Origin of the sequence: Halovivax limisalsi (assembly GCF_023093535.1) — an archaeon.
Taxonomy (GTDB): Archaea; Halobacteriota; Halobacteria; order Halobacteriales; family Natrialbaceae; genus Halovivax; species Halovivax limisalsi.
Genome location: NZ_CP095757.1, coordinates 2,246,164 through 2,267,798 on the forward strand (window position 1 = coordinate 2,246,164; position 21,635 = coordinate 2,267,798).

Sequence of the window (21,635 nt, forward strand, 5' to 3'; positions counted from 1 at the left end):
CGGGAGTCGCCGTCCCGTCGCCGAGGTCGGAGCCGGTCTTTGGGACCGACCGTCCCCCGTCAGTCGTCCTGCGTCGGAACCGACGTCGATTCGCCCTCGCACTCGGAGCGACGCGAGTCGGGTCTGCGCTCGACGAATCGCTCGACCGAGAAGTCCTGATACACCGTGTCGACGTCCTCCGGATAGACTCGGCGGCCGACCAACCGGTTGACGAACTTCGTGTTGCGGTAACACCCCAGTCCGAGGTCGGGGACTCCGACGCCGTGGGTGTGGAGTTCGGCGTTCTGGAGGAACACGTCGCCTGCCACGTCGATGTCGAGTCGGTGGTCCTCGGTCACGCCGAACCGGCCCCGCTCGTCCCAGTTGATGCGGCCCTCGAGGGGGTCGAGAAAGTCGGGGATCGGGCGCTGGTAGCCGGTCCCCAGAATCACGACCTCGCTCTCGTGGACGAACGACTCCTCGGCCTGCCACTGGCGGCAGTCCAGCGCGTACGCGTCGCCAACCGATTCGATGGCCCGGACCTCGGTCATGGCGAACAGGCCAACGTCGGGGTCGCGGTCGCCGATCGAGCGCCGGTAGAGGAGGTCGTATATCTCGGCGCTCGTGTCGGGGTCGACGCCCTTGTAGAGCAGGTCCTGGTTCGGAATCAGGTCGTCTTTGACCGACTGCGGCAGGTCGTAGACGTACTGCTCGTACTCCGGCGAGAAGTGCTGGAGGCCGAGCTTCGAGTACTCCATGGGGAAGAATCCGTCCGACCGGGTCAGCCAGTCCAGCCGATAATCGTGATCCGGCTGGCGATCCAGCAGGTCCTGGAACACTTCGGCGGCGCTCTGGCCGGAGCCGACGACGGTGATCGAATCCGCTTCCAGCGCCTCGTCACGATTGTAGCGGTACGTCGCCGTGTGGAACACGTCGTCCGTGGGGTGCCCCTCGAGAGGTTCCGGAACGTGCGGGCGCGAGCCGACGCCGAGCGCGAGGTTCTCGCCGCGGTACGTGAACCGCTGGCCGGACTCGGGATGATTCGCGGTGACGACGTAGTGCGCTTCGCCGTCGTCCCAGCGGACGTCCGTGACCGCTCGCCTGAACCGGCAGCTCTCGAGGCGTTCGGCGACCCATCGGAGGTAGTCGTTATACTCCCGCCGAGGGACCTGAAACGTCTCGTAGAAGTAAAACTGATAGATGCGATCCGTCTCCCGGAGATAGTTGAGGTAGCTGTGGGGATTCGTCGGGTCCGCCATCGTCACGAGATCCGCGAGGAACGGCACCTCGAGGGTCGTTCCCTCGAGCAGCATGCCCTCGTGCCAGTTGAACTCGGCCGTTCGTTCGAGGAACGTCGCGTCGATGTCCGCCTCGACCCCGTCGATCATGGCCGCCAGCCCGAGATTGAAGGGGCCGAGACCGACGCCGACGACGTCGTGGACGGCGTCGTCGGCGGTCACGCGAGCACCTCCCGCTCGAACCGCTCGCGCTCGCAAACCAGGAGCAGGGCGGTCTTCTCTGCCATTTCTATCTCTCGGCGGGGTTCGAAGCCGATCTGTTTCAGGATGCCGTGGACCGTCTCGTTACGCACGTCCGGTTCGCCCACGATGCGGTGGGTCTCCTGGTGGCGAAACTGCATCCGGACCATCGCCCGCATGAGCGACTCGGCGTAGCCGCGGCCCAGAAACTCCGGCGGACCGAGGAGCATGTGGAACCCCTGGTCGGCGGGGTCGGCGTCGTAGTAGTCCGCAATCACGTCGTCGATGGCCCAGTACGCCTCGAAGTAGCTCATCGGGACGTGGTCGAGGTGCCCGACGTACGGCGTCATGTGGTCGTCGGCCAGCTTCTCGGCGAGGGCGTTCTGGAACGCGGGGAGCGGGTCGTTCAACGACCAGTCGGGCAGGACGTGCTCCTCGTTGAGCCAGGCGTGGAGCATCCCGAGGTCGGACATCTCCACCGGCCGGAACGACACCGTCTTGTCTCTCTCCTCGTCATAGGTCTGGAAGTCGTAGGGCTCGGCGACGATTCCGCCGGGGCCTTTCATCGGCGGGCCACCTCCGGGTCGGTTTCCGTCACGATGGGGTTGGTCACGTCCGTGTACACCGACTGGTTCTCCAGTTCCCCGACCAGTTCGTCCATGTCGTGAAATCGTGTGAGGAGGTTCGCCTTGCACGGCAGGGTCTCCGCCTCGAGGAGCCCGTCGAGAAGGGACGACCACTCGCTGTCGTACCTCCGGCAGTATTCCAGTTCCTCGCGCAGGAGTTCGAGCAGGTCGCGCTCGTCGACCAGACGCGCCGTCCCGAAGGCGTTGATGACGCCGAACGCGTTGTTCAGCACGACGTAGTACCGGAGTCGTTCGTCGGAGATCCGGTCGGGAACGATGTTTTCGCCGCGCTCGCCCAGGCCCGGTACTCGCTCGTCGTGTGCGTCGTACTGCGACTCGGGGAGGTAAAAGCCCTGATTATCACGGTAGTAGAACGTGTCGGGGTATCCCTCCGCGAGGGTCAGGACGCTGTTCTGCTGGTGGGCCTCGACGCCGAGTCCCCGTTCGAGGAACAGCCACATGAACGGCCGGAGCGAGATTTCGAGGTACCGGCGGAACCAGTCCTCGCTGACGGCCGCCGCTGACCGGCCCTCGCGCTCGGCGATGGTCTCGATTATCTCGCCGAGTCGAGAGCCGTCACCGGAGAGTTTGTCCTGACAGAGGCCGACGACCGGCGTGGCGTTGGTCCCCGCCTCGCCCCGGAAGACGTTTTCGCGCAGAACGACTTCGAAGCCGGATTCCTCGCCCTCGCCGATATCGAGCGTGAGGCCGGCCGGGTCGCGCACGATATCGAAGTCCGGGAACCTCGATTCGAGTTCCTCGCCGAGGTCGGTGTTCAGCAGTTCGGTGATGCCGACCGCACGGTCGAGTTCAGGGCGTTTGTTCGTCCGCCTGGAGTTGGTGATCTTCACGTTCAGCGACCCCTTGACCATGAAGGGGGCGTCGGGCGCGTACAGCGTCCGTACCGAGGTGGTCGGGTAGAACTCGCGGCCGACCCGTCCGAGCGATTCGAGGCCGTCTCCCAGTTGCGCCCGTACGTGGTCCTGTTCGAGGAGGTAGTCGGCCTGCCACGGGTGAACGGGGATCAGCACGTCGTCGCTCTCGACGTGAGTCTCGACGAACGAGTCGGCGACGGTGGGGTCCTCGCGGAGCGCGGACTTCACCCACTCGCCGGCGGATTCGGCGTCGCCGGTATCGATCGTGACCGTCCCGTCCAGCGCCGCGTCCTGCCAGACGAGGTCGGGATCGGCCCGGACGTAGTGGAGCGAGAACGAGCCTTCCATCTCGGGCGCGTAGGTCGGCGATTCGTGGGGCGCGATGCCCTGTCGGCTCTTTGGAGTCGGGTGCAGGAGGTGGCCGAAGACGAGCGACTGCTCGGCGTCCCGGAACGTCGTGTCGAAGCCGTAGAGCTGGTCGGTGTCGTCGCGTCGGGCCTCGACGAACCGGGCGACGTTCTTGCAGCTCTTGATGACCCGCAAGAGGAGTTCGTCGCGGTTCCCGGTTTCGTCCCCGGCGGTGGCGAGTTCCTTCGTCACCAGGGAGGCCAACGTCACGTAGTCGAGCTCCAGCGTCTCGTCGCCGGTCTCGTACCGGGCCGGCAGCTCGAACAGGTGGCGACCGGTCGGCGACGGGTAGCGAATCGGGGCGTAGACGGTCGTCGACTGCTCGGGCAGGGGGATCCGGGCCACCTCGTCTTGATCGTGGGTCGGTACCGGGACCTCGTCGGCGTCGACGACATCGTAATCGCCCGTCTCTCGCAGGTAGCAGTTGAGGAACGCGTGGAGGGTCGCGTCCGCTGCCCGCTCTGCCGGGTCGATCTCGTCCTCCGCGCCCCGTTCGCCAGCGATGCTCATACCGCCACCCCCGGATCGTCTGCGACCGCGGACCCGCAACTTCTGATCGCGTCGAGCATCCGGGCGACGTCGTCGCACGTCGCGGTCGGGTTCAACAGCGTGAACTTCAGGCTGGTCACGCCGTCGACGTCCGTCCGGGCCACCACGGCACGACCGTCGCGGAGGAGTTCCCGCCGGACGGCGGCGTTCAGCTCGCTCACCGCGTCGTCGTCCATTCCGTTCCGGGGACGATAGCGAAAGACGACGGCGTTCAACGTCGGATCGCACAGCAGTTCGAAGTCCTCGGCGGCCTCGAGGAGCGACGCCGCCTCGTCGGCGAGTTCGAGGGTCCGGTCGACGAGCGTCGCCAGACCCCGCCGTCCGAGCGCGCGGAACGCAACGTAGGGCTTCAGGGCGTCGAAGCGGCGAGTCGTCTGGACGGATTTCGCCACGAGGTTCGGGACGCCGACGTCGTCGTGTGCCTCGGGATTGAGGTAGGCTGCGTTGCGCGCCATCCGCTCGAAGTCGCCGCCGTCACGGAGCAGGAACGCGCCGCAACTGATCGGTTGGTAGAACAGCTTGTGGAAATCGACGGCGACGGAGTCGGCCCGCTCGATACCGTCTAGGCGGTGGCCGTAATCGTCGCTCACCGCGAGGGCGCCGCCGTAGGCCGCGTCGACGTGGACCCAGAGGTCGTGTTTGACACCCCGATCCGCGAGGGCCGCGAGCGGATCGATGCTGCCGAAGTCGGTGGTCCCCGCGGTGGCGATCAGCGCGAACGGTTCTTCGTCCCGGGTTTCGAGTTCCGCCAGCGTCGCGTCGAGCGCGTCCGGGTCCATCCGACGGTCGTCGTCGGTCGGTACGGTGACCACGGCCTCGTCTCCGAGGCCGAGGTGGTGCGCGGACTGTTTCCCGGTGAAGTGGGCCTGTTCCGAGCAGAGAATACGAAGCGAGTCGGCCGCCGACGGGAGACCAGCGGCCCGCACGTTCCGTCCGTAGTGGCGATCGCAGTAGCGATCCCGAGCGAGCAGCAGGGCCTGGAAGTTCGACTGCGTCCCGCCGCTCGTGAAGACCCCGTCCGCGTCCGCGGGGAACCCGAAAAGATCACAGAGCGCATCGACGACCCGCTCCTCGAGCACCGTCGCCGCGGGCGCCTGATCGAAAGAGTCGAGCGATTGGTTCGCCGCGGTGAGGAGCGTCTCGGCGACCAGCCCCGGGATCATCGGCGGACAGTGAAGGTGGGCTGCACACCGGGGGTTCGACGGGTGGACGGAGTGTTCGAGCACGCGTTCGGTTACCTCGTCGACCGTCTGGACGAGGCCCTGTCCATCTTCGGGAACGACGGGGTCGTCGAACCGCGCGGCGAGCGCGTCCGGCGGCGTTCCCGAGTAGGGGTCGCCGCCGTCATCGAACGCGGCGAGTACGGCCTCCACCGCGCACCCCATCGCCTCGCGGTATCGAGCACCACTACGGTCGGACCCCAGGAACAGTTCGTCGGCGTTCATGCGGACACCTCCCGCGCCCGGTTGGGTCCGTTCACGACGGCCGAAACGGATTCGTCGAAGATCGTCGCGATGTCGTCCGCTTGCTCCGTCGAGATGATCAACGGCGGAAGGAATCGCACGGTTGCGCTCGCCCGGCCGCCCCGTTCGACGACGAGTCCGCGGTCGAAGCACTCGGCCTGGACGGCCTTCGCGAGGTCGCCGTCCGGTGCGTACGGGCCCGCACCGCGCCAGTCGGCGGCTGTGTCGACGAACTCGACGCCGAGCAGCAGGCCGCGCCCGCGAACGTCGCCGATACAATCGAACCGGTCGGCGACGGCTTCGAGACGGTCGCGCAGGTGCGCACCGACGTCGGCGGCGCGGTCGTCGAGGTCGTTCTCGAGCACGTACTCGATCGTCGCTTCGCCGGCGGCCATCGCGAGCTGATTTCCCCGGAAGGTACCGGCGTGTGCGCCCGGTTCCCAGACGTCGAGCGACTCGTCGTAGACGACGACCGCGAGCGGAAGCCCGCCCCCGATGGCCTTCGAGAGGGTGACCACGTCGGGCGTGATTCCGGCGTGTTCGAAGGCGTACAGCTCACCCGTGCGGCCCAGGCCCGCCTGGATCTCGTCCAGAATCAACGGAATATCGCGCTCGCGAGTGATGCGTCGGATCTCTCGGAGCCACTCGTCCGGTGGCGCCACCGCGCCCGCTTCGCCCTGCACCGGTTCGAGGATCATCCCGGCGGGCTCGGTGATACCGCTCTCGGGATCGTCGAGGAGGTTTTCGACGTATCGGCTGGCGAGTCGGTGGCCCTCCTCGCCGCCGACGTCGAAGGGACAGCGGTAGTCGTCGGGATACGGAAGGTGGTGGACGTCGCTCATCAGCCCGGAAATGGGTTCCTTGGCGTCGGTGTCACCCATCAGACTGAGTGCGCCGTTCGTCATTCCGTGGTAGGCGCCGTGAAACCCCAACACGCTCCGGTTCCCCGTCGCCGTCTTGACGAGCTTCAGGGCCGCTTCGACGGCGTCTGTCCCTGCCGGGCTACAGAACTGGATTTTGGCGGAGTCGGAAAAGTTAGACGGGAGACTGTCGTACAGCGAGTCGACGAAGCGTTCCTTCGCGGGCGTGGTGATGTCGAGGGTGTGCAGCGGTCGGTCGGCGTCGAGGACGCGCTCCATGGCTTCGACGACGTTCGGATGATTGTGTCCGAGAGCGAGCGTACCGGCCCCGGTCAGGCAGTCGTAGTACTCGTTGCCGTCCATGTCGGTCACGGTCGGGCCCTGTGCCTCCCGGATGGCAAACGGGAGGTGTCGGGGATACGTTCGCGCGTTTGATTCGCGCTCGGTTTGCTGCGCGAGGATGCTGCCGTTTCCTCGATCGAGGTAGTTCACGAGCGAGCACCTCCGTCGGTCGCTTTTTCTGCCACCCGATGCCGATGGTTTTGCCGCCAACTTCGGCGCATACAGATTTTAGGCAGACCTAAACCAATGTAAAGGTTCCGGATTTTAGGTGGCCCTAAAACATTGTCCGTCGCCGAGACGGGGGACGTCTGGCCGACGACCGAACCGACGATCCGTCCGACTCACGATGGTGCGTCGAATCCGATCGGAGAGTAGTCGTCGAAGCAACTCCAGCCGCCGAGCGCGTTTCGGAGAAGGCGGCAGGTGGTGTGACAACCGTCGACGGGACGGCAAACTGGGCGATCCGATCGGCCGAGAACCACCGGAAAAGGGTTCCGCCCGCCGACTCCGAGTTACGATCTCGGCAGTGAGCCCGACGATGGTGGAACCCGACGGGACCGGCCCTCAACTGGTTCCGTTTCGGGCCGGTCGCCCGGTGCCGCCGTTCCCCATCGTGATTCCCGCTCTAATACACTGAGACCGGAAAGATTTAATAAAATGCTTGTGAAATAAGATGCGAAGAGGAATGGACGGGGAGGCAGGGGACAACGCGGTCGCGGCGGCAGTTCCGAACGGTAGCTCCGGGTCCGAGAACGAAACCGAGGGCCGGACCGACCACGATTCGAGCGATTCAGCACCGTCCATTCCGCCGGGGATGGAGAGTCGGTCGATCGCATCGACCGACGCCGTCGAGGACCGAACGGCCGCGGAGATGTTCGCTGACCTCAAGGCGGCTGCGGGGACGGTCGATGCCGACGCCGTCCTCGACGAGACGAACCCGAACGAGTTGATCGATCGCGCGAACGACCCCCCGATGGAGACCGAGGCGTCGACCGACCTGTTCGACGAAGCGGCTTTCGAAGCCAACATCATTCCCGATCGTGAACCAGACGGCGAGTTTCTCTGGATCGATCCCGGGGAGTCGATGCCCGCGCATAGTGAATCCCGTACCGACCCGACTGGTGACGCGGCGAACGATTCCGTCGATGACGGAGCGACGTCGGAGTCGACGACCGAGAGCGACGAGGCGAGCTGGACCGGGCTCTCGGGGCAGCCCTCGGCCGACCGACTCGAGAACGATCACGTCGAATCGACCGTGGCCTCGCTTTCGACGACTGTGGCCGCGACCGCTTCCGGTGACGGTTCGACCGGGGCTGACGCCGACGGATCGATCGGCGCGGGAGACCGGCCGGCGGAAACGAGTGCGAACTGGCTCGAGGCGAACGAACCGGACGTCTCCGGCGTCCGCACCGAGTCCACGTCGGCTGCAACTCGTTCGAAGCAGGCGTCCGACACGACCGATTCGACAGCGTCGCTCCCCCGGTCGGTCGTCACCGACGAGTTCGATTCCGTCTCCGCGCCCGGAAGCGGACGCGTTCCGACGCGGAGCGATCCGCCTGAACGCGACGGCGTGTCGACCAGCAGCGGCGTGCACTCGTCGACGCGCGATCGACGCCGGGGATCACGTTCACGGTCGGACGGGTCCCCCGATCCGACCGGCGGAACGTCGGCGGCCGACTCGACGGAGTCGAACGCACCCGACGAACCGGACGCGAGCGAGGTTCGGACGACGGTCGTCTCGTTCGACCGCCACCGGCAGCAGGAGCCGGACTCGACGGGCCGGATGGCGGGTCTTCGTCAACTTCTCGGTCGATTTCGGAACTCGAACGATCTCGGATAGGGGATTCGGGCCGGCGTGGAGATCAAAAACAGTTCGCGACCGATCCGAGATCGCCGACGGGCCGATCAGAAGAGTGCTTCGACCGCGTCGGCGACTTCCTCGGGCGTGTTACCGACGGTGACGCCTGCATTGGTGAGCGCGTCGATCTTGCTCTCTGCGGTGCCGGTTCCGGAGCCGGAGACGATGGCGCCGGCGTGGCCCATCCGCTTGCCCGGGGGCGCCGTGCGGCCGGCGATGAAGCCCACGACCGGCGTGTCGACGTGTTCTGCGATGTAGCGGGCGGCTTCCTCCTCGTCCTCGCCGCCGATCTCGCCGCACATGACGATCGCCTCCGTCTCGGGATCGTCCTCGAACGCCGAGAGCGCGTCGACGAAGTCCGTGCCGATGATCGGGTCGCCGCCGATCCCGATGGCGGTCGTCTGGCCGATGCCGCGGCTCGTCAGGTTGTCCACGACCTGGTAGGTGAGCGTCCCCGATCGCGAGACGAGGCCGACGTCACCCTCGGCGAAGATGTTGCCGGGGAGGATGCCGAGCTTGGCCTCGCCGGGCGTGATGATGCCGGGACAGTTGGGGCCGATGAGTCGGGTGTCGGTCTCGGAGAGGCGCTTGTTCACGCGAGCCATGTCCTGGGTCGGGATGCCTTCGGTGATCGCGACCGCCAGGTCGAGTTCCGTATCGAGCGCCTCGAAGATGGCGTCGCCCGCGAACGCGGGCGGGACGAAGATGACCGAGGCGTCGGCGTCCTCGGCGCGAACGGCCTCGTCGACCGTGTCGTAGACCGGCACGCCGTGGACCTCCTGGCCGCCCTTGCCGGGGACGGCGCCGGCGACCACGTTGGTGCCGTACTCGATCATCTGCCCGGCGTGGAACTTCCCCTCGCCGCCGGTGATGCCCTGGACCACGACGCGCGTGTCGTCGTCGACGAGGACGCTCATGCCTCCACCTCCTCGGCGTACTCGACCGAGCGCTGGACGGCGTCTTCGAGCGTCTGTTCGACCGTCACGAGTTCCTCGTTGAGTATGTCCATGCCTTCCTCCCAGTTGGTCCCCGCGAGGCGGACGACGACCGGCTTCGGTATCTCGTCGAACTGCTCGAGCGCCTCGTTGATCCCCTTCGCGACCTCGTCGCCGCGGGTGATGCCGCCGAAGATGTTGAAGACGACGCTGTCGACGTTGTCGTCGGAGAACACCATGTCCAGCGCGTTGGCGATCCGCTCGGCCTTCGCGCCCCCGCCGACGTCGAGGAAGTTCGCCGGCGAGCCGCCGTAGTAATCGACCAGGTCGAGCGTCGTCATCACGAGGCCGGCGCCGTTGCCGATGATGCCGACGTTGCCGTCGAGGCGGACGTAGTCGAAGCCGTACGCTTCGGCTTTGGCTTCGAGATCGTCCCCGCTGGCCGCCTCTTCGCCCATCTCCACGATCTCGGGCTGGCGAAAGAGGGCGTCCTCGTCGATGTTCATGACCGCGTCGGCGGCGACGACCTCGTCGTCGGCGGTCACCATCAGCGGGTTGATCTCGGCGTCCGCGCCGTCCTTCGCGTCCCAGAGGTCGTACAGCGTCGAGAGCACGGAGGCGACGTCGGTCGCGACGGCGCGGTCGACGCCGGCGTCGAAGACGGCCTTCCGGGCCTGGTAAGGGTGCATCCCGAAGGATGGGTCGACGTGTTCGCGGGCGATCGCGTCGGGATCCTCCGCGGCGACCTCCTCGATGTTGACGCCGCCCTTCGTCGAGACCATCGCGACGGGCTTGCCCTCGCCGCGATCCATCGTGACCCCGACGTAGAGCTCGTTCGCGAAGTCGACCGCTTCCTCGACGAGCACCCGCTCGACGCGGATGCCCTTGAGATCCATTCCGAGGATGCGTTCGGCCGCCTCGCGAGCCTGCTCGTCGGTCTCGACGAGTTCGATGCCGCCGGCCTTGCCGCGGCCACCGACCTGTACCTGCGCCTTGATCGCCACCGGGTAGCCGATCTCGTCGGCGGCCGCGACCACGCCGTCGACGTCCGAGGCCAGCTGCGAGTCCGGCGTCGGAATCCCCGCATCGGCGAACACCTGCTTCGCCTGATACTCGTGGAGCTTCATTTGTACTCACCGGTGGTTCGCCCATCCGCGAGTTAGTACTGTCGAAAGCCCGCGCGCCGACGGGCGCGATAGCGCGTCTTCCGTGCCGGTATGGGAGAGACTCGCCGGTTTCGTGACGTCGGTCGCCCACTCGTACCAACCACTTCGTTCGAGCGGTTCCACACCTTGAAACGGGTGGATCGACTACCCACCGCTGAGACGATGAGCGAGTCGCGAGCCTGGTCCGAGGTGGCTCCCCCCGGTGCGGGGACGAAGGTCGCACTCGCGCTCGTCCACAGCAACGTCTTCATCTCGCTCGCGGCGACCAGCTGGGTTGTGACGACGATCGTCCTGGCGGACCTGCCGGTCGATCCGCTTCCGCTCTGTATCGTCTTCGCCGTCACGCTCTTCGTCTACAGCCTCAATCGATTCACCGACATCGACGAGGACGAGTTCAACGTCCCCGGGCGGGCGACGTTTACGAAACAGTACGGTCGCGCGACCGTCCTGGTGGGCCTCCTCGGATACTTGCTCGTCGTCGCCGTCGGCATCTATCGGGACATTCCCCGTGTCGAACTCCTCCTGGCGCCGCTGGTCGTCATCAGCCTCTACTCGATCGTGGGTCTGAAACGCCTCCTGCTGGTCAAAAACCTGCTCGTCGGCCTCGCCTGGGCCGGCATTCCGCTGGGTGTCGGCGTCTACTACGGGGTCGCGAGGACCACAGAAATCCTCGTCCTCACCGGCTACGTCCTGGCCATGTTGACCATCGCGGCGGTGATCTTCGACCTGAAGGACATCGTCGGCGACCGCCGCGAGGGGATCAGGACGATCCCCCGCGTCGTCGGAACGCGGTGGACGCGACTGGGCTGTGCCGCGGCCACGATCTGCGTGGGGCTCGCCCTCGTCCTCGTCGTCGCGATCGGGCTCGTGGGACCGCGATACCTCGTCCTCCTCGCGCTCAGCGGCTACGTACTCGCATACTCGCTCCTCGCGGATCCAGACGCAACGCCGCTGTTCTACGGCTTCGTCGTCGACGGCGAACACGTCTTTCTCGCGGCGATCGTCGTCGCGCTCGAGGCGGGCGGGTTCCTGTAACGAGACTCGGCGCTCCACGCTTGCCCCGATCTCCACTCGATTGCCGACGCCTTCCGACGACCCTGCGGACAATTTTTTCGCAATTATTATAGCATTGAATATATACGTAGGTGGTATGAACCGCCGCCGATTCCTGGCGCTCTCCGTCGTCGGCAGTAGCACCGTCCTCGCGGGCTGTCTCGGTGACGAATCCGACGACACGGAATCGTCGGATCCCGGAGCCACAGCGCCCGCCACTGATGGAGCGGACGACGACACCGACGATGTCGAGTCGCCCTCGGACGGCGCCGAGTCGTCCGATTCGACGGACGAAACTGGCTCGACGGACGACTCCGACGACGGATCGGCCGAGGGCGAGTACGAGACGATCACCGTCGACGGACACGAGATTCCGCTGGTCCCCGTCGAGACGGCCCACGACTGGTACGAAGCGGACGGAACGTACTTCCTCGACGCCAGGAGCGAGGTCGCCTACGAAAACAGTCACATCGAGGGGGCCAGGTTGAGCCCCGCCGGTCGCCCGAACTTCGACCATCCGACCGACGACATCCCGCTCGACGCGCGCATCGTGACGTACTGTGGCTGCCCGCACCACCTCTCGTCGGCCCGCGCCGCGGAACTGTACGACGCGGGGTACACTGACGTCTACGCGATCGACGAGGGATTCGGCGGCTGGACGGACGAGGGCTATCCGACCGTCGAGGGCTCGACCCAGCAGGCGGTCCGGTCCTACACCATCCGCGGCCGGACGGACGACGACTTCGCCGGCGAGCAGGTCTGGCTCGTCGACGCAGAGTCGGGCCAACAGTACGTCTCAGAGATCGGTGCCGACGGCTCCTTCAAACTCTCCTTCGAATTCGTCGCCGTCGACGACGACACCGTCGTCACCCTCGAACTTCCCGACCGAACGCTCGAACGGACCCTCGGCGAACTCTCCGCGTCGCCCATCGAACTGTAGCCGCTCGAGGCATCATCGAGACCAGATCGAGTCGCTGCCCGCGTGTTGCTCGCAGCATCATGCTCCGGCCAGGATTTGAATAACGCGAAGACATCTCCTGCTCACTCGCTCTGCTCGCGAGCGTTCGACTTCTCTACTTCAAATCCCCTCCGTGCGCGCTTCGCTCCCTCGTAAAACTCGGTCGCTGCAGTGCTCCGTCTGGGATTTAAACCGAAGCCAGACGGTCGCTCACCTCGTTCGCGCTGCGACTGGCAGGGCTCAAATCCAGGGTCACATCCGCTCCTCACCTTCGTTCGTCGCAGGATGCTCCGTCTGGGATTTGAACCGAAGCCAGACGGTCGCTCACTTCGTTCGCGCTGCGGCTGGCAGGGCTCAAATCCAGGGTCACATCCGCTCCTCACCTTCGTTCGTCGCAGGATGCTCCGTCTGGGATTTGAACCCAGGTCATCGGCTCGAAAGGCCGAAATGATTGGCCGGACTACACCAACGGAGCGTCGATCGCTCGACATCGCAGGCTTGCGGGGGGCTAGTAAAAAGCGTTCCGTTCCGCAGCCCGCGTGTAACCCGCTGGCATAGCCGCGATACAAACGATTTTAGGAGTGCCCGACCGCCATTCGGTATGAAGTTCGTCAGATTTCGCGACGACGCCGGGGCGGTCCGACGAGGAACACTGGAGGACGGTGCGATTCACTTTGGCGGGCAGACGTACGATCCCCACGACGTCGATTTCTTGCCCCCGTGCGAACCCACCAAGATCGTCTGCATCGGTCGCAACTACGCCAAGCACGCCGACGAGATGGGCAACGACGTCCCCGACCGACCGCTACTCTTCTTGAAACCGCCGAACGCGCTCGCGGGCCACGGCGATACGATCACCGCCCCTGCGGGGACTGAGCGACTCGACGTCGAAGCGGAGCTCGGCGTCGTCATCGCCGACCAGTGTCGGAACGTCGACGCGGCGGACGCGATGGACGTCGTGGCCGGCTACACGTGCGTCGACGACGTTTCGAACCGCGACGACCAGCGCCAGGAACAGAATTGGGTCCGCGGGAAGGCCTTCGACGGCGCGGCGCCGATCGGGCCCGTCCTTGCGACGCCGGACGAGGTACCCGACGACGCCTTCGTTCGCTCGTCGATCAACGGCGAGCGCGTCCAGGACGGCTCGCTCGCGGACCTCATCTTCTCGATTCCCGAGCTGATCGCGGAGATCACGTCCTACCTCACCCTCGAGGCGGGGGACGTGATCGCGACCGGCACGCCGGAAGGCGTCACGGCGCTCTCCGACGGCGACCGGGTCGAGATCGAGGTCGAGGGCGTCGGGACGCTCGAACACACCGTGGAGTGGCCCTGACCGGAGGCCCGCTGCGATCTGATTCCATTCGGTCGCGAACCGATTCGGTTCGTTGCCGAATGCGATTGGGTGCCGTCTCGGTTCCGTCGCCGTTCTCACCGAAGCGCCGTTCGAACGGCCTCGAGGCCCGCCTCCACGTCGACGTCCGCGCCGGCCGATTCGAGGGCGTCGCCGAGCGCCGTCACGGTGAGCACGACGTTCTCGGGGCGTGCGGAGTATCCCATACACCCGATGCGGAAGACGTCGCCGGCGAGGTCGCCCAGGCCGCCGGCGATCTCCAGATCGTACCGTTCGAGGACCGCATCGCAGATCTCCCCGTCGTCGACGCCGTCGGGCACGACCACGGCGTTCAAACTCGGCAGTCGGGCCGCCGGCGCGGCGTTCATCTCGAGGCCCATCCCCTCGACGCCGGCCTGGAGCGCCCCGGAGAGGCGTTCGTGGCGCTCCCAGCGCGCCTCGATCCCCTCCTCCGCGACGAGTCGCAGCGCCTCCCGGATCGCGTAGACGTTCGTAATCGGCGCCGTGTGGTGGTACGACCGCTCGTCTCCCCAGTAGCCCTCCAGGAGCGACAGGTCGAGGTACCACGATCGCGGCGGCTCGTCGCGCGCGAGCACGCGATCCATCGCCTCGTCGGAGAGCGTCAACGGGCTGGCACCGGGCGGACAGGAGAGACACTTCTGCGGGCCCGCGTACGCCACGTCGATCCCCCACTCGTCGACCCGGAGTTCGACGCCGCCGAGCGAGGTGACGGTGTCGGCGATCACGAGCGCGTCGTGGTCGTGGGCCGCCTCGGTCAACGCGGGGACCTCCGGCTGGAGGACGCCCGTGCTCGTCTCGGCGTGGACGAATCCGAAGACGTCCGGGTCGTGCTCGGCGAGCGCGTCCGCGACGGTATCCGGATCCAGTGCTTCGCCCCACGGCGCGTCGACCGTCTCCACGGCGCCGCCGGCACGCCGGGCCATCTCCGCCATTCGGCCGCCGAAGTAGCCGTTCGTCGGCACCAGCACGGTGTCTCCGGGACGGACAACGTTCCCGATCGCCGCTTCCATCGCCGCCGAGCCGGTGCCCGATACCGGGATCGTCCAGCGGTTGTCGGTCCCGAACGTGTACCGCAGGAGCTCCTGGACCTCGTCCATGAGGTCGATAAACGCGGGATCGAGGTGGCCGACCAGGGGCGTGCTCATCGCCCGCAACACCCGTGGGTGGACGTCGCTCGGCCCCGGCCCCATCAGGGTCCTATTCGGCGGCGATAACTCCGTCGTCGACGGCGCCTCCGTCCGCTCCGCGTCGGGGGTCATGCTCGTGGATCCGGTTGCAACCGGGAAAAGCCTTCACGATGCGGCAGCGAAGCCCCTCGCGGTCTGACCGCCCGTCGATCGGCTCGCCCGGTTCCCGGACACGCAATCCGTCGTTCGACCGTCGGACGACGATGGGCTGTTCGCCCGCCAGTCAGTTCGCCTCGTCGTCCTGCGCGGGTACCCCGCCGGTGTCGTCGAGCTCCCCTTGGTCTACGCCGAGCACTGGCTCGTCGGTTGCGGCCGCCGCAAGCTCCTCGGGCGACGGGACCTCCCTCTCCGTGCCCGGTCCCCTTTCGACGACGGAGAGGCGGGCGATGCCGACCGCGACCAGCGCCGTGGTGAGCCCGAAGAACCAGAGCACGTCGGCGAGCGTCGACGCGGCGATCGCGACGCCCAGCGGAAGCGATCCGACGGCGAGTACCGCGCAGGCCATCGCGAAGATGAGCCCGCGACCGCTGCGAAGCTCGTGCGTCCCCCGGATCACCTGCACCAGGGATCCGAAGGCGACGAGCGGCGCCGCCAACCAGAGGAGCACGAGCGTCGCGGATCGAGTTTCGGGGAGCAAGACGAAAATCGTCGCCATCACGCCGAACACGAACAGTGCGACGTGGCGCGTCGACCGCTCCGATCCCGACGACGGTTCCCCTTCGGCCATACGTGGGCTCTGCGAGCGCGGCGACAAATACGCACCGGTGTCGGGAGTCCCGGGCGAGACGATCGGATTCCGGACCGATTCGTCGTCAGTCGCCCGTTACGACCACGTTTCGGAGCGCAGCCGGGTCCACGCCGTCGCGCAGCGCTTCGACGTTGGCCGCGACGATGTCGGCCAGCCGCTGGTAGTACGCCGGCGTGTGGCCGGCGTTGTGCGGCGTGATCTGGACGTTCTCGAAGGTCCAGAGCGGGTGGTCGGCCGGGAGCGGTTCCGGGTCGGTGACGTCGAGGGAGGCGCCCCGAAGCTGGTGCGACCTGAGCGCCGCGACCAGCGCGTCCGTCGAGACCACCGGACCGCGCGCGACGTTCACCAGGACGGCCGACGAGGGGAGCGTCTCGAACGCCGCCTCGTCGACGAGCTCGCGCGTCTCCGGCGTGAGCGGACAGGCCAGAATCAGGTACTCCGTCCGGGCGAGGACGTCCTGGAACGCATCGTAGCCGACGACCTCGTCGGCCGGGCCGCCCTTCTCCGGCGAGTGGCGGACGCCGACGGTCTCGACGCCGAAGCCGTCCAGGCGTTCGAGTACCGCGGTGCCGATGTCGCCCATACCCACGACGGTGACCGTCGACCCGTAGAGTTCGTTCGTCCTGTAGCTGCGCCACTCCCGGCGGTCCTGGCGGTCGCGTCCCTCGCGGAATCGCAGCGCGAACGAGAGCACGGCCCCGATTGCGTGTTCGGAGACGTTCGGCCCGTGGACGCCCGAGGCGTTCGTCACCGTTACGCCCGCCTCGGCCAGCCGGTCGAGCGGGAGGTGATCCGTCCCGGCGTAGACGCCCGCGAACAGCTTCAGCTCCCCTGCGCGATCGAGGAGCGGTTCGTCCACGTCGAGGCCGGAAACGACGGTCGCAGACTCGATCATCGATCGTTCGTCGGCCGGCGTCCGGGCGAGCCGAACCGGGACGTCGGGGAGGCGCTCGCGAAGGGCCGCCGCGTACTCGTCGGTGGGGATGCCGTGAACGCCGCGTCGAAGCAGCAGGACGTCGATGTCGTCGCTCATACCGGTGGGCAGGGTTCGCGATCCCTTATAGCATCGCTTCGAGGCACCTGACGGGCGAGCGCGGGTCGCTCCGCGGCTACCGGCCGACGAAGTCCGGCTCCTCGTCGTCGAAGAACGTGCCGATGCCGCGCGCGTAGTCTTCCGTTTCGGTCAGGCCGGTCAGCTCGTCGCGCTCGGTCCGGAGGTGGTCGTCGAGCGATCGGTCGGCACCCTCGAAGAGCAGTCGGCGAATCGTCGCGTACGCCCTCGTCGGTCCCTCGGCGAGTTCGGTCGCGAGTTCGGCGAGTCGATCCTCGAACTCCGCGTCGGGGACCGCCTCCGTCACGAGCCCCGCCTCGACCGCTTCGGGCGCGTCGAAGGCCTCACCGAGCAACGCGAACGATTGGGCCCGTCGCAGGCCGAGCAGCTTCGGCAGCAGCCAGGTGATCCCGCCGTCGCCGGAGAGGCCGATCCGCGGATAGGCGTAGTCGATCCGGGCGGAGTCGGCCATGAGCGCGACGTCAGACGCGAGCGCGAGGCCGAGGCCGCCGCCCGCGACGATGCCGTTGATCCCGGTGACGACGGGTTTCGGCGCCGTCGTCATGGTCCGGACGCTGGCGTGTAGCGGGCCGGCGATCTCGTCGATGGCCGACTCGTCGCTCGAATCGCCCGAGAGCGAGCCGAGATCGGCGCCCGTGTTGTACGCGTGTTCCGAACCGGTGAGGACGATACACCGAACCTCGTCGTCCGTCGCGTGTTCGTCCAGTCCCGCGGCGATAGACGCCGCCATCTCTGGGGTCATCGCGTTGTGCCGGTCGGGCCGATCCATGACCACGCGGCCCACGTCGTCGATCCGTTCGACGCGGACGTGTTCACTCTCGCTCATACCTACCGGTGGGCGGTCGATCGATAAAAACGGCGGTGATCCGCGTGTCGTCGACATCCGGCGCCGGGACGATACTCCCCGCGGGGGGACGCCGAGCGTTCTCGTTCCTCGCTCGCCGCGCCCGCGCGTCGTGATCCGGGTCGTGACGTTTCAGACCGCTTATTAGGGGCCGTTGAGTGGGGCGGCATATGGAACGCGTAGACGTCGCGATCGTCGGCGGTGGCCCGGCCGGCGCCTCGGCCGCCGAACAGGCCGCGGCTCACGGCGCCGAGACGGTCTGTCTCGAACAGGGCGTCCCCAGGGAGGACCGGACCGAGTTGGGCCCCGACTCGACCGACGCCGCCGGCATGCTCGACTACTGGGTCGACATCATGGACGAGGACTACCGGGACATTCCCGACGACGTCATCCTGCAGGAACTCGGCGGGACGGACTTCGTCGGCCCGACGACGCGCGTCGAACTCGACACCACCGGCATGGAGGCGTCCTATCCCGGCTTCGGATTCACCTTCCACCGCGCGCGGATGGACGACTGGCTCTACGAGCGAGCGCGCGACGCCGGGGCCGAGATCCGCGTCGGCACCAGCGTCTCGACCCTCGAAACGGATCTCCAGGCGTCCGGCCCGACCCACACCCTCGCGCTCTCGAACGGCGACGAACTCGCGGCCGACCGCGTGGTGCTCGCCGACGGCCCGCAGCGACGCATCACGCTGGACGCACTCGATCAGTTCACGCCTCCGGGGCGGAGCGTCGCCGACGCCCTCTCGCCACCCGCGGCGAATCACATCGCGTACCAGGAGTACCGCGAGTTCCCCGCGGACGCCTTTCCCGACGATCGACTCCTCTTCTGGTGGGGCTGGATGCCCGGCGAGACCGCCTACCCCTGGGTGTTCCCCAACGACGGGACCGTCGCGCGCGTCGGCCTGACCATGCCCATCGGGATGACGCTCGACGACGTCGAATACCCGGAGACCTACCGGTTGCTCCGCCCGACCGACGACGGCATTCCGTCCGGGTCGACGTACATCGAACGCCTCCTCGACGCGGTCTACGGGGACGAGTACGACGTCGAGACCGACTTCCCCCGCGTCGAAGATCGCGGCAAGTCGAAGGGGACCGAAACCTACCCAATCTCTTCGACGCGGCCCATCGATTCGCCCGTCGAGGCCGGTATCGCCGTCGCAGGCGGTGCGATGGGGACGACCTCGGCGTTCCACGAGGGCGGCTACCACGTCGCCGTTCGGACCGGCAAGATCGCGGGCCGCCTCGCCGCGGTCGACCGCCTCGAGTCCTACAACGATCTGTGGAAGCGCGCGGTGGGCGACGAGATCTGTCGCAACGTCTCGTTCGCGGACATCGTCGCGGACTATCGACCCGACGACTGGGACCGCGTCTTCGACGTCGCGAACGGCATGCTCGGCAGCGACGGCGGCAACGGTAGCCTCCTCGCCCGAGGGTACTCCGCCGGTATCGGCGCTTCGAAACTGCTACTCGCGTACAAGCGTCGGAAGTTCCGGTACCGTAACGGCGGCTACGTCCAGTTCCGCGAAGACGAGTACGTCTACTGAGGGGCTGGCAGTCGGTGTTCGACGACACCGACGGGAAGTGTTTTCCCGGCGCGTCGCCAATCATCGCTGTGCGTACCCCACGTCCCCGCCCGAGCTTACCCGGACGGGTGCGATGACGAGCCGGAGAACCCGGGTACGCGACATTTGGGCGGCGCAAGCCGCCTCAATACCCGTGATTCCTGACGGAATCACGCTCGCCCGGCGGCTCGCGCCGCCTCGGCATTCGGTGGTTCCAACGGAACCACCCGCTCGACGGTTACACCGCCTCGCACAACGTGATTCCTGACGGAATCACGCTCGCCCGGCACGAGGGTTAGCCAGCAGAGACGGCACGCAGCCTGCGATGACGCTGGACGTTAGTGTTCCGGGCAACACCATCTTCCCGAGAAATACAGTTCCGAGTACCCGCGGGCGTCGACGCTGCGTCTCAAAACGGTGATCGTGCGACGACACTCGGTCATCAGTCTACGCGTCCGGACGTCCGCTTTCGCTCGCTTTCTCTTCCGGTCCGCCGGAGACCCCTTCCCTAGTCTGGTTTTCCATCAAAAAATTTATACTAGTCGTCAGAACTCGAGTGTCGACGCTGCGCAGCCGCTACAAAAACGATCCCCGGCCTGGACGACTGGCCGTGTTACGATATCACTGAACCTCGATATCGCCGACCATCGTCGTCTGGTGGGGTTGACAGACGTACTGGGCCATCTCGTCGCTCGCCTCGATTTCGAGAACCTGTTCGTCGCCGGGCTCCGAGACGATCGGCGTCGAGAGGTCGTCGACGACTTCGCCGTTGCTATCCCAGATCTCGATGTTGTGGTTCGCGCCGTCGCCCTCCGTCCAGCCGATCATGTAGGACTCTCCCGACGTCAGGGTTATCGTCGGGTTCTCCTCGTCGGCGATCGACTCGGGCGATATTCCGACCCAGGCGGACGTTTGGGCGCTGAATTCGACGAATGTGCCGGATTCCATGGCCCCACCGGCGGCGCCGTCCGTCTCGTTTCCTGTTCCACCGTCCGTCTCGTTTCCGCCACCGCCGTCGGTTTCGTTTCCTGTTCCACCGTCCGTCTCGTTTCCGTCGGTTCCATCCGTCGCACCGTCCGTACCGTCCGTTTCTCCATCGGCACCATCCGTCTCGCCGTCACCGGGACCGCCGCCGTCGCCGTTGTCGCCTCCGTCCATGCAGCCTGCGATCAGGAAACCGAGGCTCGTTGCACCGGCTAGCTTGAGCGTACGTCTGCGGGTCGGATCATTCTCTGGTGACATGGCACCGTTCCTACCTTGCAGGGGTAAATAAAGGCCATTCGTCGAGAGATTGTACGTTGAAAGTTGAAATTCAGCGAACTATGGCCGAATTTTTAGTATCACTCGATCACCTACCGGCCGAACCGACGGCCGTTCGAGGGGTCCAGTCGATCGATACCGGCGCTCGATCCGTTATCGCTCGAGAACGAGCAGTACGTGCTCCAGTACTGGGAGCACCCGATGGGCGGCGCGCACCTGTTCGACGACGCGGGACGGGTTCATCCCGCTCGCCGCGAGTAGGCGCCGAACGACCGGTCCGGACGGCCCCGTTGCCAGCGCCAGGAACAGCCGCGACCACTTGCGAAACGTCCCGATGCTGCGGGGAGTCAACCGTTCGACCTCGACCACTTCGAGTCCCTCGGCGGTGACCGCATCGAGGTAGTTCGCGAACGGTTCCGGCGGCGGGATGTCCCAGGCCGAACCGAATCGTTCGATCGCGTCGCCGGCGTCGTTCTCATCGGTCCGCAGTACGAGATCGGAGATGACTGCCGTCCCACCCTCCTCGAGCACGCGCGATAGTTCTGCGTAGGCCCCCGATCGATCCGGGACGTACGCGATCGCGTCGATCGACATCGCCGCCGCGACGGACCGATCGCGAATCGGTAACCGGCCCATGTCCCCCACGACGAACGCCGCCCCCGTTCGCGACGTCGCCCGGGCCAGATCGACGTTTCCGGGAACGAGGTCCACCCCGATACCGTCGAAGCCGTGGCGGTTCGCGGCGCGCTCGATCGGCTCGCCGCGCCCGCACCCGAGGTCGAGCAGCCGCTCACCGGCCGGATCGGTCCGCGTCTCGGCCAGGCGGTCGACGACCAAGTCGACCAGCCGCGCCTGGGGATCGCCGACGAGGTAACTCCTGAATCGTCCGGAGTAGCCGAGATTGAGGTACGCGTCGGTATCGAGGACGAGCGCGAGGCCGCGCCAGACGTCGGTGCGGTCCGATCGGGGATCGAACTGCGCCGCGAGCCGTTCGACTCGATCGGCGGCCGTCATCGTCGGTCCGTGTCTCGATC

The 21,635-nt window shown here is 66.8% G+C and carries 18 protein-coding genes and 1 tRNA gene; 5 read left to right on the forward strand and 14 right to left on the reverse strand.

The features are described from left to right. Positions 1-59: 59 nt before the first annotated feature. Genes MXA07_RS10255 through MXA07_RS10275 form a run of 5 tightly spaced genes read right to left on the reverse strand, consistent with a single transcriptional unit; the run spans position 60 to position 6,730 of the window. Positions 60-1,439: a lysine N(6)-hydroxylase/L-ornithine N(5)-oxygenase family protein gene (locus MXA07_RS10255; protein ID WP_247728508.1), complete on the reverse strand. Its 1,380-nt coding sequence runs from the start codon at positions 1,437-1,439 to the stop codon at positions 60-62. After that, positions 1,436-2,023, reverse strand: a complete 588-nt coding sequence (locus MXA07_RS10260; protein ID WP_247728509.1) for a GNAT family N-acetyltransferase — start codon at positions 2,021-2,023, stop codon at positions 1,436-1,438. Before MXA07_RS10260 ends, MXA07_RS10255 begins: the two co-directional genes overlap by 4 nt. Beyond that, positions 2,020-3,876 (reverse strand): IucA/IucC family protein, encoded by a 1,857-nt coding sequence (locus MXA07_RS10265; RefSeq protein ID WP_247728510.1) that lies wholly within the window; start codon positions 3,874-3,876, stop codon positions 2,020-2,022. The genes MXA07_RS10260 and MXA07_RS10265 overlap by 4 nt, the downstream gene beginning before the upstream one ends. Further along, positions 3,873-5,360, reverse strand: coding sequence for a pyridoxal phosphate-dependent decarboxylase family protein (locus MXA07_RS10270; protein WP_247728511.1), 1,488 nt, complete (start codon positions 5,358-5,360; stop codon positions 3,873-3,875). The genes MXA07_RS10265 and MXA07_RS10270 overlap by 4 nt, the downstream gene beginning before the upstream one ends. Then, complete coding sequence (locus MXA07_RS10275; protein ID WP_247728512.1) at positions 5,357-6,730, reverse strand: diaminobutyrate--2-oxoglutarate transaminase; 1,374 nt, start codon at positions 6,728-6,730, stop codon at positions 5,357-5,359. Before MXA07_RS10275 ends, MXA07_RS10270 begins: the two co-directional genes overlap by 4 nt. A 523-nt stretch (positions 6,731-7,253) precedes the next feature. Here MXA07_RS10275 and MXA07_RS10280 point away from each other — a divergent pair. Then, on the forward strand, positions 7,254-8,420 hold the full coding sequence (locus tag MXA07_RS10280) for a hypothetical protein (protein WP_247728513.1): 1,167 nt from the start codon (positions 7,254-7,256) through the stop codon (positions 8,418-8,420). 65 nt (positions 8,421-8,485) lie between these two features. On the opposite strand, the gene sucD is transcribed toward MXA07_RS10280, so the two are convergent. Both sucD and sucC read right to left on the reverse strand, forming a co-directional pair. Then, entirely contained in the window at positions 8,486-9,355 is an 870-nt protein-coding gene (sucD, locus tag MXA07_RS10285) for a succinate--CoA ligase subunit alpha (protein ID WP_247728514.1), read from the reverse strand. After that, positions 9,352-10,500, reverse strand: a complete 1,149-nt coding sequence (gene sucC, locus MXA07_RS10290) for an ADP-forming succinate--CoA ligase subunit beta (RefSeq protein ID WP_247728515.1) — start codon at positions 10,498-10,500, stop codon at positions 9,352-9,354. The genes sucD and sucC overlap by 4 nt, the downstream gene beginning before the upstream one ends. Before the next feature lie 201 nt (positions 10,501-10,701). Between sucC and MXA07_RS10295 the strand changes: the two genes are divergently transcribed. Together MXA07_RS10295 and MXA07_RS10300 are read left to right on the forward strand one after the other, a co-directional pair. Beyond that, entirely contained in the window at positions 10,702-11,574 is an 873-nt protein-coding gene (locus MXA07_RS10295) for a UbiA family prenyltransferase (RefSeq protein ID WP_247728516.1), read from the forward strand. 115 nt (positions 11,575-11,689) lie between these two features. After that, complete coding sequence (locus MXA07_RS10300; protein WP_247728517.1) at positions 11,690-12,532, forward strand: rhodanese-like domain-containing protein; 843 nt, start codon at positions 11,690-11,692, stop codon at positions 12,530-12,532. A 418-nt stretch (positions 12,533-12,950) separates the two neighbouring features. On the opposite strand, the gene MXA07_RS10305 is transcribed toward MXA07_RS10300, so the two are convergent. Then, a tRNA-Glu gene (locus tag MXA07_RS10305) sits at positions 12,951-13,025 on the reverse strand. A gap of 126 nt (positions 13,026-13,151) precedes the next feature. Between MXA07_RS10305 and MXA07_RS10310 the strand changes: the two genes are divergently transcribed. After that, complete coding sequence (locus tag MXA07_RS10310; RefSeq protein ID WP_247728518.1) at positions 13,152-13,883, forward strand: fumarylacetoacetate hydrolase family protein; 732 nt, start codon at positions 13,152-13,154, stop codon at positions 13,881-13,883. A 95-nt stretch (positions 13,884-13,978) separates the two neighbouring features. Here MXA07_RS10310 and MXA07_RS10315 read toward each other — a convergent pair whose 3' ends face one another. The 4 genes from MXA07_RS10315 to MXA07_RS10330 form a co-directional block, all read right to left on the reverse strand. After that, positions 13,979-15,181 carry a pyridoxal-phosphate-dependent aminotransferase family protein gene (locus tag MXA07_RS10315; RefSeq protein ID WP_247728519.1) on the reverse strand — a complete coding sequence of 401 codons (1,203 nt, stop codon included), beginning with the start codon at positions 15,179-15,181 and terminating at the stop codon, positions 13,979-13,981. Positions 15,182-15,332: 151 nt separating this feature from the next. Then, complete coding sequence (locus tag MXA07_RS10320; protein ID WP_247728520.1) at positions 15,333-15,836, reverse strand: hypothetical protein; 504 nt, start codon at positions 15,834-15,836, stop codon at positions 15,333-15,335. 85 nt (positions 15,837-15,921) lie between these two features. Beyond that, complete coding sequence (locus tag MXA07_RS10325) at positions 15,922-16,890, reverse strand: D-2-hydroxyacid dehydrogenase (RefSeq protein ID WP_247728521.1); 969 nt, start codon at positions 16,888-16,890, stop codon at positions 15,922-15,924. A 76-nt stretch (positions 16,891-16,966) separates the two neighbouring features. Beyond that, positions 16,967-17,755 carry an enoyl-CoA hydratase/isomerase family protein gene (locus MXA07_RS10330; protein ID WP_247728522.1) on the reverse strand — a complete coding sequence of 263 codons (789 nt, stop codon included), beginning with the start codon at positions 17,753-17,755 and terminating at the stop codon, positions 16,967-16,969. Between the two features lie 188 nt (positions 17,756-17,943). Here MXA07_RS10330 and MXA07_RS10335 point away from each other — a divergent pair, with 188 nt between their 5' ends. Further along, entirely contained in the window at positions 17,944-19,323 is a 1,380-nt protein-coding gene (locus MXA07_RS10335; protein WP_247728523.1) for an NAD(P)/FAD-dependent oxidoreductase, read from the forward strand. 639 nt (positions 19,324-19,962) lie between these two features. Here the strand turns inward: MXA07_RS10335 and MXA07_RS10340 are convergent. After that, positions 19,963-20,499, reverse strand: a complete 537-nt coding sequence (locus MXA07_RS10340; RefSeq protein WP_247728524.1) for a plastocyanin/azurin family copper-binding protein — start codon at positions 20,497-20,499, stop codon at positions 19,963-19,965. Between the two features lie 255 nt (positions 20,500-20,754). Next, positions 20,755-21,615, reverse strand: a complete 861-nt coding sequence (locus MXA07_RS10345) for a class I SAM-dependent methyltransferase (RefSeq protein WP_247728525.1) — start codon at positions 21,613-21,615, stop codon at positions 20,755-20,757. Between the last annotated feature and the right edge of the window lie 20 nt (positions 21,616-21,635).

What these genes read in the sequence shown, in the direction of transcription:
- MXA07_RS10260 (WP_247728509.1), bottom strand. Translation starts at nt 2,023, where the DNA reads ATGAAAGGCCCCGGCGGAATCGTCGCCGAGCCCTACGACTTCCAGACC.
- MXA07_RS10265 (WP_247728510.1), bottom strand. Translation starts at nt 3,876, where the DNA reads ATGAGCATCGCTGGCGAACGGGGCGCGGAGGACGAGATCGACCCGGCA.
- MXA07_RS10270 (WP_247728511.1), bottom strand. Translation starts at nt 5,360, where the DNA reads ATGAACGCCGACGAACTGTTCCTGGGGTCCGACCGTAGTGGTGCTCGA.
- MXA07_RS10280 (WP_247728513.1), top strand. Translation starts at nt 7,254, where the DNA reads ATGCGAAGAGGAATGGACGGGGAGGCAGGGGACAACGCGGTCGCGGCG.
- sucD (WP_247728514.1), bottom strand. Translation starts at nt 9,355, where the DNA reads ATGAGCGTCCTCGTCGACGACGACACGCGCGTCGTGGTCCAGGGCATC.
- sucC (WP_247728515.1), bottom strand. Translation starts at nt 10,500, where the DNA reads ATGAAGCTCCACGAGTATCAGGCGAAGCAGGTGTTCGCCGATGCGGGG.
- MXA07_RS10295 (WP_247728516.1), top strand. Translation starts at nt 10,702, where the DNA reads ATGAGCGAGTCGCGAGCCTGGTCCGAGGTGGCTCCCCCCGGTGCGGGG.
- MXA07_RS10300 (WP_247728517.1), top strand. Translation starts at nt 11,690, where the DNA reads ATGAACCGCCGCCGATTCCTGGCGCTCTCCGTCGTCGGCAGTAGCACC.
- MXA07_RS10310 (WP_247728518.1), top strand. Translation starts at nt 13,152, where the DNA reads ATGAAGTTCGTCAGATTTCGCGACGACGCCGGGGCGGTCCGACGAGGA.
- MXA07_RS10315 (WP_247728519.1), bottom strand. Translation starts at nt 15,181, where the DNA reads ATGACCCCCGACGCGGAGCGGACGGAGGCGCCGTCGACGACGGAGTTA.
- MXA07_RS10320 (WP_247728520.1), bottom strand. Translation starts at nt 15,836, where the DNA reads ATGGCCGAAGGGGAACCGTCGTCGGGATCGGAGCGGTCGACGCGCCAC.
- MXA07_RS10325 (WP_247728521.1), bottom strand. Translation starts at nt 16,890, where the DNA reads ATGAGCGACGACATCGACGTCCTGCTGCTTCGACGCGGCGTTCACGGC.
- MXA07_RS10330 (WP_247728522.1), bottom strand. Translation starts at nt 17,755, where the DNA reads ATGAGCGAGAGTGAACACGTCCGCGTCGAACGGATCGACGACGTGGGC.
- MXA07_RS10335 (WP_247728523.1), top strand. Translation starts at nt 17,944, where the DNA reads ATGGAACGCGTAGACGTCGCGATCGTCGGCGGTGGCCCGGCCGGCGCC.
- MXA07_RS10340 (WP_247728524.1), bottom strand. Translation starts at nt 20,499, where the DNA reads ATGGACGGAGGCGACAACGGCGACGGCGGCGGTCCCGGTGACGGCGAG.
- MXA07_RS10345 (WP_247728525.1), bottom strand. Translation starts at nt 21,615, where the DNA reads ATGACGGCCGCCGATCGAGTCGAACGGCTCGCGGCGCAGTTCGATCCC.